Raw genomic sequence first — 18,344 nt, forward strand, 5'->3', positions numbered from 1 at the left:
AAATGAAAAAACTTCTCTTTGCATTGCTCTTGCTCTGCAGTTTCCATGCAAAAGCAGCTGACACCTTATTTATTAAGCAACCACAGGTGCCCATATTAATAGAGCGTCATGACAACATTCTATTGTTAATGCGACTCGATGCCACAGAAACGAAGCGATTAGACGACATCGAACTATTCTTCGATGATACGCTTCCGCTTCAATATGTGAAAGCCGTTAAGTTATATTATGGTGGAACTGAGGCCCAACAATACAGCAAACAGAAACGTTTTGCGCCTGTAGATTATATCACAAACTTTACTCCCGGCAAGACCTTGCAAGCCATTCCGTCTTATGTTGTGCTGAAAAGCAAACTTCAACCCACCACACATCGCTTCACCTTACAAGCCCAACAATCCCTCTTTCCGGGTGTAAACTACTTCTGGGTTAGTATCGAAATGCAACCTAATGTGCCTATAAAAGCAAGGTTGAATGCCATGATTTCACAGGCTAAAGCAGATGGAAAGACACTGCCGATTGTCAACACTTCGGCTTCGGATATGAATCGAAGAATGGGCATAGGGGTTAGACATGCCGGCGACGATAACGTCTCTGCATATCGCATTCCAGGTTTAGTGACAACCAACAAAGGTACACTTCTCGGCGTATATGATGCGAGATATAACAGTAGTGTCGACCTACAAGAACACATAGATGTAGGCCTTAGTCGCAGCACTGACGGCGGAACAACGTGGGAAGCCATGCGATTGCCGTTGGCTTTTGGGGAGACTGGCGGTCTGCCTGCAGCCCAAAATGGCGTTGGAGACCCTGCAATCCTTGTGGATAATATCAATAACAACATCTGGATTGTAGCCGCTTGGGCTCATGGAATGGGTAATCAGAGGGCGTGGGTAAGCTCACAACCCGGCATGGATAGCACCAAAACAGCCCAATTAGTCATGACAAAGAGCACTGACGATGGACGCACTTGGTCGGCTCCAATCAATCTAACGGCGAAACTGAAACAGCCAGAATGGTTCTTCTTCTTCCAAGGACCGGGCCGCGGAATCACTTGTAAAGACGGCACACTTGTATTTGCCATGCAGTTCATTGATAAGAATCGAGTGCCTCATGCAGGTATCATGTATAGCAAAGACCATGGAGAAAGTTGGAAAATCTCTTCACCGGCATGCAATAATACGACTGAAGCGCAGGTAGCAGAACTACCGAATGGTGAGCTAATGCTTAACATGCGAAACCAAAGCGGAGGGGGAAGAGCCGTCTATACCACGCGAGATTTAGGGCAAACTTGGATTGAACATCCTTCTAATATCAAGGCTTTGCAGGAACCAATCTGCATGGGAAGCCTCATCAGTGTACGTGCAAAAGACAATGTTCTCGGTAAGAACATCTTGCTGTTTGCTAATCCTAATGACCCCAAAGAACGCAAAAACATCACCATTAAGTTAAGTTTTGACGATGGAAAAACATGGGATTGTGCTCATCAAGTACTTTTAGATGATGGTTATGGCTGGGGATATAGCTGCCTAACCATGATAAATCGTGAGACGGTTGGCATTCTTTATGAGAGCAGTGTGGCACAGATGACCTTCCAAGCCATCCCACTTAAAGACCTCGTTGCTGGGGAAACAAAAGTTAAGATAAAACACAAGGTAGTGAAAAGAGGTCCTGTTTGCTTGACAGAATGAATCACATAGATAAATCCTTAGGAATCAGCAACTTATCAAAGTAACTTGTTTCACGATGCAAAATGAGGCATTTCACGGCATAAGATGACGCATTTCACACGCTAATATGATGTGTTTTGAGGTACAAAATGAGGCATTTCAGAAAACGATTCAAAAAGAACAGCAGAAGAAAGAAATAGGAAACAACAACTAAATGATATTCAATATGAAACAAAAACTATTGGGATTGATGTTCCCACTCGCTGTATGTGCAGGCCTACAAGCGGCAACTCAGCCAACAACGCATGACTACACACAATACGTTAACCCCTTTATTGGCACGGGAGGTCACGGACATGTGTTCCTCGGTGCTAACGTTCCGTTTGGTCATATCCAAGCCGGTCCGACACAAAAGACCCAGGGTTGGGACTGGTGTTCAGGCTATCATTACAGTGATTCGATTCTTGTTGGCTTCGGACAGATGCACCTTAGCGGCACGGGTATAGGCGATTTAGGAGACATTGGGCTTCTACCTGTGACGAAATCTGATACGCGTGAGGTGAAGTTTTCACATCGTGCAGAGTATGCAACACCGGGATATTACGCGGTAACTATGGCCAATGGAGTGCGTGTTGAGCTTACCGCTACACCACGTACTGCCTTCCATCGTTACACGTTTCCAGCTGATGTGCGTCAGGAACACGTAGTTCTCAACCTCTCACAAGGTATTGGATGGGACAAGATGACAGACTGTTCGATGAAACAAGAGGGTCAAAACACCATCATAGGGACACGCTTTTCCAAGGGCTGGGCTAAGGATCAACGCGTCTTTTTCGTAGCCGAGTTCTCACAACCCATTACCCATCAGGAGCAAGAAGGAGACTCGTTGAGTGTACTTTCGTTTCAAGCTACTAGCCAACCACTCATGGTAAAGGTAGGTATTTCGAGTGTAAGCATCGACAATGCACGTAAGAATCTTCAGCAAGAATCACCGAGTTGGGACTTCAACGCCATAGTAACAGCGGCGAAAGATGCATGGAACAAGGAGCTCGCTAAGATTGATATAGAGACCAATAACACGACAGATAAGCGCATCTTCTATACGAGTTTGTATCACACAATGATTGCACCTTCGGTGTTCAATGACGTGAATGGCGAGTACAGAGGAGCCGATGGACAAACTCATCACGGTGACTTTACCCCCTACACTACATTCTCTTTGTGGGACACTTACCGTGCCGCTCACCCCTTGATGACGTTGATTCATCCCGAGAAACAACGCGATATAGCCCAGACTATGCTTCATATTGCGAAACAACAAGGCCGTCTTCCCGTGTGGTTTCTTGAGGGAAATGAGACTGATTGCATGGTAGGTAACCCCGGAGTTCCAGTCATTGTAGACATCGCTTTGAAAGGTTTTGACGTGGATAAGCATGCAGTTTTGGAAGCCGCTAAAAAGACTCAACTCAATGGAGACCGTGGTTTGGACTTGATTAAAAAGTATGGTTATCTCCCTTATGACCTTGATCCAACCAATGAAACGGTTGCAAAGGGCTTGGAATATGCCTTAGCTGACGGCAGCATTGCCCGATTAGCCAAGGTGTTAAAAGACGAAAAGGATTATAAGTACTTTCTAAAACGAAGCCAAGCTTACCGAGATTACTACTTCGATAAGCAGTCAAAGTTCATGCGTGCCATTGATTCGAAGGGACGATTCCGCACACCTTTCAACCCATTTAAAGCCATTCACCGCGCTGACGACTATACAGAGGGCACGGCATGGCAGTACGTTTGGCTCGTTCCTCATGACGTTCGAGGACTCATTTCGGCTTTCGGTGGCGACAAACCCTTTACCAACAAGCTCGACTCTCTATTCATTGTGCAAGGTGATATGGGTAAGGATGCCTCACCAGATATATCTGGTTTGATTGGACAATATGCTCATGGGAACGAACCAAGCCATCATATTATCTACCTTTATGACTATGCTGGTCAGCCGTGGAAAACCGCTTCACGCGTTCGCGAGGTGCTAAGCACGATGTATCATGACGATTTCGACGGCCTGAGTGGTAACGAAGATGTGGGTCAAATGTCTGCATGGTATGTGCTTTCTTCCTTAGGTTTCTACCAGGTTGAACCCGCTGGAGGTCGTTATGTCTTTGGTTCGCCACTATTTGATGAGGCAACTATGAACGTAGGTAAAGGCAAAATGTTCCGCATTATCGCACATAACAACAGCAAAGAGAATATGTATATCCAGACGGTTAAACTCAATGGAAAGCCTTATTCGCGTTCATACATCGACTTTAAAGACATTGTTCGTGGTGGAACCTTAGAGTTTTTCATGGGCAACAAGCCTTCAAAGTTTGGTGTAAAACCAGCCGACAGACCATAGTTTAGCCTATAAGTGCAATGGCGTTGCAGGCTACAAACACGATACTTTCATATCCATAGCATCTTCAACGCCTATTGCTTTATTCACGAATCACGCCCAACTGCTGCATAAAAGGCAGAAGACGTGCAAATAAAATCATTGTAAAATGAAAAAGATTGAAGTAAAACGACTGAATATTCAGCAAGTAAAGGCTGAAGAAATTCCATCATTGTTCAAGACCTTTGATGTTGAATATCATAACATTGACACTGTAGATTGGCCCGAAGAATACCCTTATTGTCCGAATGTTGAATTTGGAATAGCGCACAAAGGCAATGCAATCATGATTCATTATCGTGTGAATGAAGACAGCGTGCGGGCCGAAGCGGGCGAAGATCTCGGTCATGTGTGGGAGGATTCTTGCTGTGAATTCTTCGTTAGTCCTGACGAAAAAGAAGGCTATTACAATATAGAGACAAACTGCATCGGTACAGTTTTGCTCTGCAATGGTAAGTCGAGAGAGAACAGAACACCAGCTCCGACCGCTATTCTTCAAGCGATTGACCGCTGGACAACACTCGGACGAAAGCCCTTTGGCATAAGAAACGAACCGCAAACTTGGGAACTTGCCATTGTCGTTCCTGTTGAATCGTTCTTCAAGCACAAGCTCACAGAACTATCAAACAAGTCAATGCGCGCCAACTTCTATAAGTGTGGAGACAAAACTAAGCGTGCACATTTCCTCTCATGGAACCCAATTGACATTGCAAAACCCGACTTCCATCGTCCTGATTTCTTTGGAGAGATAACGTTTTTATAAGCTAATCCAGTTTTCATAACATTCTAATCATAGGGGTTCATGCCTTGATCAGCAAAGCAAAAGTTAACAACTCATGCGCTGACATCAGGCATGAGCCCTTATTTATGCGATTAAATCATGGCGCAAAACACGGCACTTTATCGTGTAAAATAAGGCAGATTGTGAGGTAAAATGATGCAGATTACAAGGTGTTTTGTTATGTTTTACAACTTGGCACCTATCTGATAATATAATGCTTTGATTGAAAGCAAGTTATAAACCATAACTTTTTGCACTATGCTCCATAAATAGGCTTGTGATACATAGCATTCCATAGGTTTATAACTGGCGGTAAAAACCTCCTTAAAGGGAATTGAGCCGTTTCTCCATTCAACACGATGTTACAAATGATAAATAGAAAATGGCACAACAATGCGTTAGCCTTTTTGTGTGCTAACGCGTTGTTGTGCCATCTCATGACACGCTTGTGGTCTCGCGAATTGCCAAATTTGGCGGTCAGTTGACATGCCACCTATGTAAATAGGTGAATGACATTATTCTTTCAGTTGATAGAGTCCGATTTCCGAAATGGCTGGAACAGCGCGCATCTCACTAATGGTGAGCCTTACTTCGCTTGCCGTTTCGTTAGGGAATTTCAATAGACGTTTATGCCCGATTGTCGTTCCTTCAGTAACTTTCTGCCACGTTCCGTGTTGGTTTTTCACTTCAAGTGTGAAGGCTTCTACACGTTGTCCCTTGCGAATATCCTCCTGAACAGAAAGCACATTGAATGTTGTTGGCTTCTTAAATTGGAAGGTAAATACAGCCTTTCCAGCCTTTGTGTCGGGCAAAACCGAAGTATTGTAGTTGCCATCTACAACAAAACGAGGTTTACCCTGTGTCAAATTGCAAGCCACCTTAGCCTTGGAAAGCAAGTTATGTGTAAAGGTTTCATCATATAAACGACGGAAAGCACGCAGACTTTCAACGTCTTTCTCGCTCAATTTACCCTCTTTGTTTGGTGGAATATTAAGCAAAAGAACGCCATTCATGCCTACAGACGTGAAATAAATGTTCATCAACTCTTTTGCTGTTTTAACCTTATGGTCTTCTGTTTCGTGGTAAAACCAGCCGGGACGGATAGATACATCTATCTCAGCGGGATACCAAACGAGCGACTTAGCCTTAGCAATGACTGCACGACTACCAAGATCTTGTCCCATCATGTCACCCGTTGGTTGAGCCAAAACCTCTTTCTGTGAGTTGGCAGCAATGGCATTTTGGTCGAGGTTTTCTCTTGGAACAACACTCCATTCCATTGTACGCCCACGCCCACTCTCGGTTCCTACCCATCTCACATCAGGCCCCATGACAGCTATAACGGCTTCAGGTTGGAGACGACGGATAAGCTTATACCAGCGAACGAAGTCATATTCTTGTTTCTTTCCGTTAGGACCTTCTCCACAAGCACCATCAAACCACACCTCACTTACCTTGCCATAATGCGTCAAAAGCTCGGTAAGTTGGTTGACAAAATAGTCGTTATAAGCCTCTGTTCCATATAGTTTTGAGTTGCGATCCCATGGAGAAAGGTAAACGCCGAAGTCCATTCCATACTTCCGACAGGCATCGCTCACGGCTCGAACGACATCACCCGTGCCATTTTTCCATGGAGATTGTTTCACACTATGAGTCGTATAAGCCGATGGCCAAAGGCAAAAGCCGTCGTGATGCTTACAAGTTAGGATGGCACACTTAAAGCCGGCAGCCTTCAACTCACGTATCCATTGGTCTGCATCAAGTGCCGTTGGGTTGAAAATTACTTCATTTTCTTTACCACCTCCCCACTCTCTGTTGGTAAAAGTGTTCATTCCGAAGTGTAGAAAGGCTGTAAGTTCCTGGCGTTGCCATTTGAATTGGCGCGCAGAAGGAGTCACATGAGCCGCCTTTTTAACGATGTCGGCAGGAGAATCCGTAGGATTTATAAGAACAAAGTTGTGCTCTTGAGCCTGCGATGTCAATGGATTTGCAAGGGCAAACAATATTGATGAGGTTGCCAAAGCATATTTAAGAAATTGTGAACGAGGGTTCGTTTTCATAGATTTGGATAGTAATAATTTGCTAATTTCGTTAGATATTATGCTGCAAATATAGGAGTTTATATTGAATTTACCAAACAATTATCTTTTTAAAAGCACGCCTTTATGTCGTTGAACAAGGCTGAAGAGCAGCCACATAGTTGTGCATAGAGAAATGAAAAGAGGCAAACCAGGCACGAAATGCAGTTAGTGGTGGGGAGAGTGCATGCGTTTAACGAGGTAAATAAAAGTTAAATGTAGTTCTGTTTGCGGTTTAATGTGTATCTTTGAGGGCCTTTTAATCATAATTCTAACATTTAAATGCAACTAAACTCTAAGAATAAAGCAACAGAAGTAACGTCAGAACAGAAGAAACATAGCCCTATATCGTGGGTTCCTACGCTATATTTTGCAATGGGAATGCCCTATGTTGTGCTCAACATGGTTACCGCTTTGATGTATAAAGGGATGGGTGTTTCGGATGGATTAATCACATTTTGGACTTCATTGATTATGTTTCCATGGACTTTAAAGCCTTTATGGAGTCCGTTCTTAGAGATATATAAGACCAAGAAGTTCTTTGTTGTATTGACTCAAATCCTAACCGGCATCTTATTTGCATTGGTAGCTTTCGCGCTGAATCTGCCGAATTTCTTTGCCATAACGATAGCAATCTTTGCGGTGATTGCATTGAGTGGGGCCACACATGATATTGCTGCAGATGGTACTTACATATCGGTTTTGTCGAAAGATGAGCAAGCACGTTGGATAGGATGGCAGGGAGCATTTTACAATATTGCTAAAATTGCCGCAACAGGTGGGTTAGTTTATCTCGCCGGTACATTCATTAAGCACTATGGAGTGACTAAAGCGTGGATGTTTATCATGCTGATTATCGCCGTAATCATGGTTGTTGTGGGGGTATATCATTATGCAATACTGCCTAATTCGAATGAAGATAGCGAGAAAAAGCCTACATCTCTTAGCAAGTCTATGGACGAATTGCTGAAAGTTTTCCTTGACTTCTTCACGAAAAAGCATATCGTTTATTATATTTGTTTTATCATTTTGTATCGCTTTGCCGAGGGATTCGTGATAAAAATTGTACCACTTTTCCTCAAAGCTCCACGCATATCACAAGGTTTAGGGCTAAGCGAGCAAGAGATAGGAGTATATTATGGCACGTTCGGTGCAGCCGCTTTTGTCATTGGTTCGATTCTCGCGGGCTATTACATTGCTTGGCGTGGGCTCCAGAAGAGCCTTTTCTCGCTCGCGCTTGTATTCAATATACCATTCGTTGCCTATACTTTCTTGGCGTTATATCAGCCTAACAGTATGTGGTTAATAGGGGGTGGCATTGTAATGGAATACTTTGGATATGGCTTTGGCTTTGTAGGCTTGACGTTGTTCATGATGCAACAGGTCGCGCCGGGTAAACATCAGATGGCTCACTACGCTTTCGCCAGCGGCATAATGAATTTAGGTGTGATGTTACCAGGTATGATTAGTGGCTATATCTGCGACAAAATAGGCTATCAACACTTCTTTATTATGGTGTTGATATGTACAATTCCCGCGTTGTTAATCACGTGGTTTGTACCTTTTAGCTATCCCGATACAACGGAAAAAGTAAAGAATGAGGCAACGACTTGAGTCAATGCATTCATGCAAAAGCATCACAATATAGGATGATAACAGTGAAATATTAAACCCAAACATATAAAATTAAAACCAAAAGTTATGAGATTAATCATAGAACCCAACTATGAACAGTTGTCGAAATGGGCTGCAAACTATGTTATTGAGCGTATAAATGCAGCTTCAGGTAATGCAAAACCTTTTGTACTTGGCTTGCCAACAGGCTCTTCTCCAGAAGCAATGTATGCAGAATTAATAAAGGCTTACAAGGAAGGAAGAGTGAGTTTCAAAAATGTTGTGACTTTCAACATGGATGAATATGTAGGACTTCCCGAGTCACATCCACAGAGTTATCATTCTTTTATGGCTGAAAACCTCTTTAAACACATTGATTGTCCGAAGGAGAATATCCATATATTGAATGGTAATGCCAAAGACTTGCAGGCCGAATGTCAGCATTATGAGGACATGATTCGTGAGGCAGGAGGCATTGATCTCTTTTTAGGCGGCATAGGACCTGACGGACATATCGCCTTCAATGAACCTGGTTCATCACTTCGTTCACGTACACGCGTCAAGACTTTGACTTCAGACACACGCATAGCGAACTCTCGTTTCTTCGAGAATGACCCCGAAAAGGTTCCTGCTCACGCTTTAACCGTGGGCGTCGGCACTGTAATGGACGCAAAAGAAGTGTTGATTCTCGTCAATGGTCACCACAAAGCAGAAGCTCTTCGCGCTGCCGTTGAGGGTGGAATCACCCAGAAATGGACTATCAGTGCATTGCAAATGCATGAACACGGCATTATCGTTTGCGATGAAGCTGCCACAGACAAGCTCACTGTTGAAACTTACAAATACTTTAAAAACATAGAAAAGGAGAACTTATAATGAAGTTAAATCTAAGTTCGCAGATAGTACTTAACAAAGTACCTGAAGCATTTTATCGCCCCGCTACAGCTGTAGAACGTTCTGAAATCACACGTTTTGAGAAGGTTCCAACCGATATTTATCCGACAATTGAAGAGGGAAGTGTCAGTATTGTCAATCAACTTGAGGCTGAAATAAAGCATAAGCAGCAGGAAGGAAAGTATTATGTCATGGCCGTTGGTTCTGGTTCATCGCTGACTCCAATCTTCCAAGAACTCATTAAGCGTCATAAGGCAGGCAAACTAAGCTTTAAGAACGTTATCATCTTTAACGCTTATGAATATTTTCCATTGAATCCTGAGAACCTAAATCGCAGTATCAATCAGCTGAAGGATAGGTTCTTAGACCATATCGACATTGATTCTCAGAACATTTATACCCCAGATGGCACTATCAATCAAAATGATGTACAAGAATATTGCCATCTTTATGAGCAGCGCATCAAAAGCTTTGGTGGTTTAGATGTTATCCTTTTGGGTATCGGTCGAATGGGAAACATCGCGACAAATGAGCCTGGTTCCAGCCAAACCACAACATCTCGTCTTATTCTTATAGACGAAACATCACGTGAAGAGATGAAGATGAGCTTTGGTTCACAAGAGTCTGTGCCACCATGTTCTATCACTATGGGTGTAAGTACAATCCTTTCTGCACGCAGAATCTATGTAACGGCTTGGGGAGAAGAAAAGGCTGACATCATCAAAAAGACCGTTGAAGGTAAGGTTACGGATGCCGTTCCAGCCTCATTCCTACAAACTCACAACAACGCTCATGTCGTTATAGACCTCTCTGCGGCTTCAAAGTTGACACGAATTGAGCATCCTTGGCTTGTGGCTTCATGCAAATGGACAGATAAACTCGTTCGTTCTGCCCTCGTTTGGCTTTGCCAAATCACGAAAAAGCCTATTCTTAAGCTGACCAATAAGGATTATAATGAGAACGGATTGAGTGAGTTGTTGGCATTATATGGCTCTGCTTACAATGCAAACATTAAGATATTCAATGATCTTCAGCATACAATCACGGGTTGGCCAGGTGGAAAGCCCAACGCAGATGATACATATCGTCCTGAGCGTGCAAACCCATTCCCAAAGAAAGTGATTGTGTTCTCACCACATCCTGATGATGATGTCATCTCCATGGGAGGCACTTTACGTCGCTTAGTGCAGCAAGGTCACGATGTACATGTGGCATACGAGACTTCAGGTAATATCGCAGTAGGTGATGAAGAGGTAGTACGCTTCATGCATTTCATTAATGGTTTTAACCAACTCTTTAGCAATGGAGAAGACGAAGTCATTAAGTCTAAGTACAAAGAGATTAAACACTTCTTGCAAAACAAGAAAGAAGGCGACATCGATAGCCTTGATGTACGTACAATAAAAGGCCTGATCCGACGCGGAGAAGCCCGTACTGCCAGCACGTTCAATCAGATTCCACTTGATCATGTGCATTTCCTTGACTTGCCTTTCTATGAGTCTGGCAAGATAGAGAAGTACCCAATGGGCGAAAAAGACGTAGAGATTGTTCGCAAACTCATCTCTACTATCAAGCCAAACCAAATCTATGTAGCTGGCGATTTGGCCGATCCACACGGCACACACCGTAAATGTACCGATGCAGTACTTGCTGCTCTCGACTTAGAAAAGGAGGCAAAGGCTGATTGGTTGAAGGAATGTAAGGTGTGGATGTATCGTGGTGCCTGGGCAGAATGGGAGATAGAGAACATCGAAATGTGTGTACCGATGAGCCCAGAAGAGCTTCGTGCTAAGCGAATCTCAATCTTAAAGCATCAAAGTCAGATGGAAAGTGCGCCGTTCTTGGGTAATGATGAGCGTCTGTTCTGGCAGCGTTCAGAAGACAGAAACCGTGCAACGGCTAAATTATATGACGACTTAGGACTTGCTTGTTACGAGGCAATGGAAGCCTTTGTTGAATATAAAATCTAAGCGGTTGGATATCCGATAAAGCGACTTTCGACTGAAAATAAATCGCAATATTAATGGCTCTGCATGCCTTCTTACTATTAGAGGGCATGTCAGAAGCCATTTTTTTTATTATGTATAGACATCAAACCTATGATGAACTATACACACCAACACCATAAGTGCTTTGTTGTGGTGATTCATCCTCACACACCTCATGTTTTCAACCCTAATGAACGACAAAATGAAATGATGCAAATTGCCGTGTAATCTGCATCATTTTACACGATAAAGTGCCATGTTTTACACCATAATCTGCCTCAACTTATTTTATCAGTCATTAGGGACGAAATGATAATCTATGCAAAGACAAATAACCACAACATTGATTCAATCCGCTGAAGTGGGTTGTAAACATTGTCAACGCAGCAGGTATCACGATGTTTTATCCATGAAATTAACCTATATAATGAATGTTACTCATGTGCAACTCTGTATGATTTATGCTTTTAATCGTCAAGAATTAGCGAAGAGCTCCCCTACCCCGACTAAACCATCACACGCGAAAGTAATGCCATATGCGTTGAACCTTTTCTAAAAATGCAAGGAGATGATGAAGAAATTATTGATGAATCAAGTAAAAAACAGGTCGTTAACGATTCACCATTTCTATTTAACCAAAACATAAAAGAGTTGCAGAAGTATTACATTTGAATTTATATCATGTTTTAATTTGATGTTAATTTATCGAATTATAAAATGATTTTACGAAATAAAAGCATTTATTTCTTCGGATTGTTAAACCATGTATTTTAACACTTTTAAGTGCTTTACCATTACAAACTAACGTTTTATTCTAAATATATACGCTTTATTGTTTATATTTGTTAAATGTTGTATATAGTTGATAAGCTATTAAGAGTAATGTATTATATTTGCATCCGAAACCTAAAATTAAGCAAATAATAATAACTATACACAAATAACACGATGCCCCTTGCCTACATCGGCGAGGGGTTATCACTGCTTTAAGTGTTACTAAATTTACAAAATCTAATGAAAAAAGGAAAGATTCTCCCAGTAAGTATCCTCTTGTCTTGCTGTTGTTTGGAAGCCTTTGCCGGAACTCATGGTTCTTCTGCTGAAGCCATCAGCAAGAATCTGATTGCTCCAATGGTAAAGACTACAACATCAAAGACGCTGGAAGCACAGCAATCTAATGGTGATGTAAAGGTAAACGGAACAGTTGTTGACGACGCAGGTGAGCCTGTTATCGGTGCAACGATACGCGTTAAAGACAACAAGACCGGTGTCAATGGAACCACTACCGACATTGATGGTAAGTTCATTTTAAGCGTACCAAAAGGTGCAACGCTTCAAATTAGCTACATTGGTATGGCTACTCGGGAGGTGAAAGTTACGGGAACAGGTGACCTAAACATTGCTTTAAAGCCCGAATCTCACACGATTGACCAGGTGGTTGTTACCGCTTTGGGTATCAAACGCTCAGAAAAGGCCTTGAGTTATAACGTTCAGAAGGTTGGCGCAGACCAGCTTACGAACGTGAAGAACGTCAACTTTGTCAATAGTTTGAATGGAGCCGTAGCGGGAGTTAACATTAATGCCTCAACAACGGGTGTCGGAGGACCGACTCGTGTCGTAATGCGCGGTACGAAATCTATTACTGGTGGCAACAACGTTCTTTATGTTATTGATGGTGTTCCAATGCTAAATAAGAACGGAGGTGACATTGGTGGAGGTCGCTATTCAAGTCAACCCAGCGGAGAAGGAATAGCAGATATCAACCCCGATGATATTGAAAGTATCAACGTTTTGACTGGTCCTTCATCAGCAGCCCTATATGGTTCGGCTGCAGCCAATGGTGTTATCATGATCAATACCAAGCGCGGTACTGAAGGAAAGGTAAAGGTTGCTGTTTCAAGTAGCTTGGAATTTTCAAATCCTTTCATTATGCCTAAGTTCCAAAACACCTATGGAAATAAGGCAGGTTCATTCTATAGCTGGGGCGATCGCTTGGCAACACCAACATCATTCCAGCCAAAAGACTTCTTCAACACAGGTCACAATTTCATCAATTCGTTGACTTTGACGACAGGAACAAAGACAAACAAGACCTATATCTCTGTCGCAACAACGAATGCAACGGGTATCTTACCCAACAACGAATATAATCGTTACAACTTCACCGTACGCAATACGAGTGACTTTCTCAATGATAAGCTGCACTTAGACATTAATGGTAGCTACATCATTCAAAACACTCAGAACATGTATCGCCCCGGAGAATATTATAATCCGTTGACATCTGTTTATCTTTTCCCACGTGGAAACGATTGGTCGGCAGTCGAATTGTACAAGCGTTACGATGCTTCTCGCAAGCTTGCTACCCAATATTGGCCCTATGGTGACCAGGGAATGCAGCTTCAGAACCCTTATTTCATCGTCAATGACATGATGACTCCCGTACAACGTAAGCGTTATATGTTCATGAGTAGCTTGAAATATGACATCCTTCCATGGTTAAACGTGACAGGACGTGTGCGTGTAGACAACACCAACAGCGAGTCAGAGAGTCGTTTTCACGCGAGTGGTCAGGGCCTTCTTTATGCCGGAACACATGGCAATGGCATTTATAACCATTCACAAGGAAGCGACCAACAGACCTATTTGGATGTGATGTTTAATCTTGATAAGAGTTTCGGCAAGGACTATCGCCTAACAGCTAACGTCGGCGCGAGCCTTGAAGACTATCGTTCAAGCAGTGTAGGTTTCGGCGGACCAATATTAAAAGTGCCAAACTTATTCTCTTCTGCAGCGCTTGATCCCATTAATACAAGAGCAACAGATAGTGAATTCCGCAAACGTAATACAGCCATCTTTGCCAGTGCAGAGCTTTCATGGAAGGACATGTTGTACCTTTCTATGACGGGAAGAAACGACTGGAGTTCACTCCTTGTGCATGCAAAAGAGCCCTCATTCTTCTATCCTTCAGTAGGTCTTTCGGCTATCGTTACAAAGATGGCAAAGCTTCCTGAGTTTGTCTCTTTCATGAAAGTGAGAGGTTCTTACACAGAAGTTGGTTCACCAATTCCTGATCGCTATCGTGGTGTAACGCGTGGAACCATTACCTATCCTATCGTAGATGGTATTCCTTCTACACGTACAATATTACCTTTCTACGACTTTAAGGCAGAACGAACACGTTCATTTGAGTTAGGTTTAGACTTGAGAATGTTTGAAAACAAGCTTAACTTTGACCTCACATGGTACCACTCAAATACTTATAATCAGACGTTCCTTGCTGAACTTTCTGCAACATCTCCTTACACCGGAATGTACATTCAAGCTGGTGATATCGCTAACTCTGGTGTAGAAATGTCATTGGCTTACAACAACAACTTTGGCGGAGTAGACTTTGAATCACGTCTTATCTACAGCCGAAATGTGAATAAAGTAAAGAAGTTAGTACATAATTATCACACCGGAATTGACGGAAAAGTCATCAACTTTACAGAGACTTCAGCTGGTGGTGGCTATATCCGCGAGGGCGACAGCATGGGAGATGTTTACATCACTAAAGTGTTGAAGCGCGATGCAACAGGTGCCATTGCTGTTGGTGCAGATGGTAGTCTGTCTTCAATGGACCTTCCCAATGGAGAACGTTTGAGGATTGGCAATACCAACCCAGACTTTAATATGGGCTGGAGAAATAGTGTTTCATGGAAAGGTTTGAACCTTTCATTCTTGATTAACGCACGCTTTGGCGGTATTGTTACTTCTGCTACACAAGCCGTTCTCGACCAGTTTGGAGTATCACAAGCATCTGCTGAAGCACGTGATCGTGGCTATGTAGAAGTTGCTGGTGGCGTAAAAGTTGACCCACAGAAATATTATGAGGTGGTTGCTAATCAGCAATTGATGGGCTACTATTATTATAGTGCAACGAATGTACGCTTACAAAACATCAGCCTTAGCTACACCTTGCCTCGTACCTTGCTTGGACAAGGCTGGCCAAGTGTTACCGTTGGTTTCATCGCTAACAACCTTTGGATGATTTACAACAAGGCTCCATTCGACCCAGAAATTGCATCTTCAACAGGAACCTATGGTCAAGGAAGCGATTACTTTAGTGCACCAAGCTTGAGAAACCTTGGTTTCAGCTTGAAACTTAACTTCTAACAAACTTTGATTATGAAACGAAAAATCAATTCAATTCTATATGTATCGGCACTAACTACTATGCTTTTAAGTTCGTGCCAGGCAGACTTTGTTGATATTAACCGCGATCATCGTCAGCCAACAGAGAAGCAATTGGAACAAGACAACCTCAATGTGGGTGGCTTTGTAACCTCATTTGAGAAGACAATCTTCCCTGTGGGATCATCTGGTACGAATTATGTCAACGATTATCAGATACCATATACCCTCGGCGGCGCATGCTGGATAGGCTATATGGCGCCAGCACAAAACAAGTGGGTAGGTAGAGGTTTCCCAAGCTTTGCTTTGAAACCATGGAGCCAATACACCTTTAATGTTATGGCAGGTAATGCTTTCCGTAATTGGCTTGATGTGAAAAAGCGCACCACAACAGACCCCGAAGGCTTCGCAGTTGCCCAGATTATAAAGGTAGCGGCAGTGCACAAGGCAGCTGACACGTATGGTCCTATTCCTTATTCTAAGGCAGGTCAGGAAGGTTCTACTGATGCAGAATACGATTCACAAGAGGATGTTTACAAGGCAATGCTAAAGGAGTTGGACGAAGCCGTACACACTTTAGCCAATGGTGGCCATGATGTCTTCTCTAAATACGACATTATTTATGAAGGCAACTACACTAAATGGTGTAAGTTTGCGAACTCTTTGATGCTGCGTTTAGCGATGCGTATAGTCTATGCTAACCCCACATTGGCCAAGCAATATGCAGAAAAAGCCCTCACAAATCCTTATGGTGTGATTGAAAATACAAAAGAAGCTGCAAAATTATCTAAGGGAGCTGGCGTCTCACTCCGTAACCCTTTGGTGATTATCAATGGCAGTTATAACGATGTTCGCATGGGTGCTGAGATCTCATCTTACCTCAAAGGATATAATGATCCACGTATTGCCAGCTATTTTGTAAAGGCAAAGAATAATGGCATTGAAGACTATTATGCGGTCCGAACGAATATCCCAAGCATAGATGATTACTTGAATAAGGAGAAATCTTCATCCTTAAATGTAGAAGATGCAACACCTATTTATATTATGAAGGCTTCAGAAGTCTACTTCCTTCGTGCTGAAGGTGCTCTTCGCGGATGGAATATGGGAGGTGGAACAGCTCAGTCTTACTATGAGAAAGGAATCACAACTTCGTTTGAAGAAAATGATTTGAGCGCTTCACAAGCAGCAACATACATTGCAAATAGCACAAATGTACCTGCTAATTTCGTTGATGCGCTGCACCCAGAATACGATACTCCTGCCACGTCTACTATCACTATCAAGTGGGAAACAGGTGCAAGCAACTTCGAACGCAACCTTGAACGTATCATCACTCAGAAATACTTAGCTATCTATCCTGATGGACAAGAAGCATGGTCTGAGTATCGTCGTACAGGCTATCCTCACATTTTCCCAGCAGTTTTGACAGCAACCGATTGTGATGTTGATGGTAATCTTCGTCCAACACGTATCCCATATTCTAACGATGAATATGTAAAGAACTTGGAGAACGTAAAGAAAGCCGTTCAATTACTCAATGGTGCAGACAATGGTGCTACACGTGTTTGGTGGGATAAAAAGATTAAGTAACCTAAAAGAAAATTCAAATGAAGAAATATTTTATTTTCGGTTGTCTCGCATTATTGTTCACTGCAACAAGTTGTAGCGACTGGACTGAGGTAGAAAACAAGAATATTGATAAGCTATTGGCTAATGCAGATAGTGCTCAATCACGTGCGTATAAAGACTATTTAATCAACCTTCGCGCATATAAGAATACCGATCATCAAGTCACCTTCGGGTGGTTTGGTGGCTGGAATGGTGAGAGTCCGGCATCACGTTGCCTCTACAATCTGCCTGACAGCACAGACTTTGTCTCGTTGTGGGATGGCTTTTCAAACCTGACTGCAGCCCAACAAGCAGACTTGAAACGTGCAAAAGAGGAGAAAGGCATACGCGCTTTGGCTTGCGCTTTGCTTTTTGATATTGGTAAAGGTGTTACCCCTGCTCAACCAGAATCATCGAAAAAAGCCGGTGAGTCATGGGAAACCTATAACAAAAAGTATTGGGGTTGGGTTGATGGTGATGAGCAAAAGATCAATGCCTCCATTGTAAAGTATGCCAATGCCATTTGTGATACCATCTACAAATATAACTTAGATGGCTTTGATCTCGATGCAGAGCCTAACATTCCCCAGCCTTTCCACACGAATAAAGAAATGTGGAAGAATGACCGTATGAATCTCTTTATCCGCACAATGGGTAAGCGTATAGGCCCGAAAGCCGAGACAGAAGAAGGTCGTAAGAAACTTCTCGTCGTTGATGGCGAGCCTTATTGGTTCTCTGCTGATATGGCTTTATATTTCAACTACTATATTCTTCAAGCCTACAACTGCAGTTCTTATGCAGACTTAGATAATCGTTTCTCTCAACTTGTACTTCAATTCTCTTCTAAACAAACTGAAGAAGAGATTGCCAAAAAGCTTATTGTAACTGAGAATTTCGAAGCCCATTCAGGTACAGGTGGCGTTACTTTCACAACACGTGATGGTCAATCTGTTCCTTCTTACCTTGGAATGGCTACATGGCAACCTTTGAAAGGACGTAAGGGAGGTATCGGAAGCTACCACATGGAGAAAGATTATGCAGCCAATCCTGTATATAAATACCTGCGCAAAGGTATTCAGTTGATGAACCCAGCTGTAAAATAAT

10 protein-coding genes are annotated in these 18,344 nt (G+C 42.7%); 9 read left to right on the forward strand and 1 reads right to left on the reverse strand.

The features are described from left to right. Positions 1-2 precede the first annotated feature (2 nt). From HMPREF9145_RS03460 to HMPREF9145_RS03470, 3 genes are all read left to right on the forward strand, one after another. The gene (locus tag HMPREF9145_RS03460) at positions 3-1,688 is read left to right on the forward strand and encodes a sialidase family protein (RefSeq protein WP_036906393.1); all 1,686 of its coding nucleotides are present in this window, start codon (positions 3-5) and stop codon (positions 1,686-1,688) included. A 193-nt stretch (positions 1,689-1,881) separates the two neighbouring features. Further along, positions 1,882-4,062 carry a GH92 family glycosyl hydrolase gene (locus HMPREF9145_RS03465; protein ID WP_021824930.1) on the forward strand — a complete coding sequence of 727 codons (2,181 nt, stop codon included), beginning with the start codon at positions 1,882-1,884 and terminating at the stop codon, positions 4,060-4,062. 145 nt (positions 4,063-4,207) lie between these two features. Further along, positions 4,208-4,861, forward strand: coding sequence for a carbohydrate-binding family 9-like protein (locus HMPREF9145_RS03470; protein ID WP_021824982.1), 654 nt, complete (start codon positions 4,208-4,210; stop codon positions 4,859-4,861). 533 nt (positions 4,862-5,394) lie between these two features. Here the strand turns inward: HMPREF9145_RS03470 and HMPREF9145_RS03475 are convergent. After that, positions 5,395-6,939: an alpha-L-fucosidase gene (locus HMPREF9145_RS03475; RefSeq protein ID WP_021825088.1), complete on the reverse strand. Its 1,545-nt coding sequence runs from the start codon at positions 6,937-6,939 to the stop codon at positions 5,395-5,397. A 300-nt stretch (positions 6,940-7,239) separates the two neighbouring features. Between HMPREF9145_RS03475 and HMPREF9145_RS03480 the strand changes: the two genes are divergently transcribed. The 6 genes from HMPREF9145_RS03480 to HMPREF9145_RS03505 all read left to right on the forward strand — a co-directional run bounded on the left by HMPREF9145_RS03480 (position 7,240) and on the right by HMPREF9145_RS03505 (position 18,343). Further along, a complete protein-coding gene (locus HMPREF9145_RS03480; protein WP_021825142.1) occupies positions 7,240-8,571 on the forward strand; it encodes an MFS transporter in 1,332 nt (443 codons plus the stop codon). 87 nt (positions 8,572-8,658) lie between these two features. Then, positions 8,659-9,447, forward strand: coding sequence for a glucosamine-6-phosphate deaminase (nagB, locus tag HMPREF9145_RS03485; RefSeq protein WP_007135671.1), 789 nt, complete (start codon positions 8,659-8,661; stop codon positions 9,445-9,447). Further along, complete coding sequence (locus HMPREF9145_RS03490) at positions 9,447-11,435, forward strand: glucosamine-6-phosphate deaminase (protein WP_021824832.1); 1,989 nt, start codon at positions 9,447-9,449, stop codon at positions 11,433-11,435. The genes nagB and HMPREF9145_RS03490 overlap by 1 nt, the downstream gene beginning before the upstream one ends. A gap of 1,032 nt (positions 11,436-12,467) precedes the next feature. Next, complete coding sequence (locus HMPREF9145_RS03495) at positions 12,468-15,611, forward strand: SusC/RagA family TonB-linked outer membrane protein (RefSeq protein WP_021825136.1); 3,144 nt, start codon at positions 12,468-12,470, stop codon at positions 15,609-15,611. Between the two features lie 12 nt (positions 15,612-15,623). After that, positions 15,624-17,222, forward strand: coding sequence for a RagB/SusD family nutrient uptake outer membrane protein (locus HMPREF9145_RS03500; RefSeq protein WP_036906395.1), 1,599 nt, complete (start codon positions 15,624-15,626; stop codon positions 17,220-17,222). A 17-nt stretch (positions 17,223-17,239) separates the two neighbouring features. Next, positions 17,240-18,343, forward strand: a complete 1,104-nt coding sequence (locus tag HMPREF9145_RS03505) for a glycoside hydrolase family 18 (protein ID WP_021825037.1) — start codon at positions 17,240-17,242, stop codon at positions 18,341-18,343. The last annotated feature ends 1 nt before the right edge of the window (position 18,344 follow it).

The organism is Segatella salivae F0493 (genome assembly GCF_000477535.1).
Taxonomy (GTDB): domain Bacteria; phylum Bacteroidota; class Bacteroidia; order Bacteroidales; family Bacteroidaceae; genus Prevotella; species Prevotella salivae.

Coding starts and splice junctions, on each gene's coding strand:
- HMPREF9145_RS03460 (WP_036906393.1), top strand. CDS start 3: ATGAAAAAACTTCTCTTTGCATTGCTCTTGCTCTGCAGTTTCCATGCA.
- HMPREF9145_RS03465 (WP_021824930.1), top strand. CDS start 1,882: ATGATATTCAATATGAAACAAAAACTATTGGGATTGATGTTCCCACTC.
- HMPREF9145_RS03470 (WP_021824982.1), top strand. CDS start 4,208: ATGAAAAAGATTGAAGTAAAACGACTGAATATTCAGCAAGTAAAGGCT.
- HMPREF9145_RS03475 (WP_021825088.1), bottom strand. CDS start 6,939: ATGAAAACGAACCCTCGTTCACAATTTCTTAAATATGCTTTGGCAACC.
- HMPREF9145_RS03480 (WP_021825142.1), top strand. CDS start 7,240: ATGCAACTAAACTCTAAGAATAAAGCAACAGAAGTAACGTCAGAACAG.
- nagB (WP_007135671.1), top strand. CDS start 8,659: ATGAGATTAATCATAGAACCCAACTATGAACAGTTGTCGAAATGGGCT.
- HMPREF9145_RS03490 (WP_021824832.1), top strand. CDS start 9,447: ATGAAGTTAAATCTAAGTTCGCAGATAGTACTTAACAAAGTACCTGAA.
- HMPREF9145_RS03495 (WP_021825136.1), top strand. CDS start 12,468: ATGAAAAAAGGAAAGATTCTCCCAGTAAGTATCCTCTTGTCTTGCTGT.
- HMPREF9145_RS03500 (WP_036906395.1), top strand. CDS start 15,624: ATGAAACGAAAAATCAATTCAATTCTATATGTATCGGCACTAACTACT.
- HMPREF9145_RS03505 (WP_021825037.1), top strand. CDS start 17,240: ATGAAGAAATATTTTATTTTCGGTTGTCTCGCATTATTGTTCACTGCA.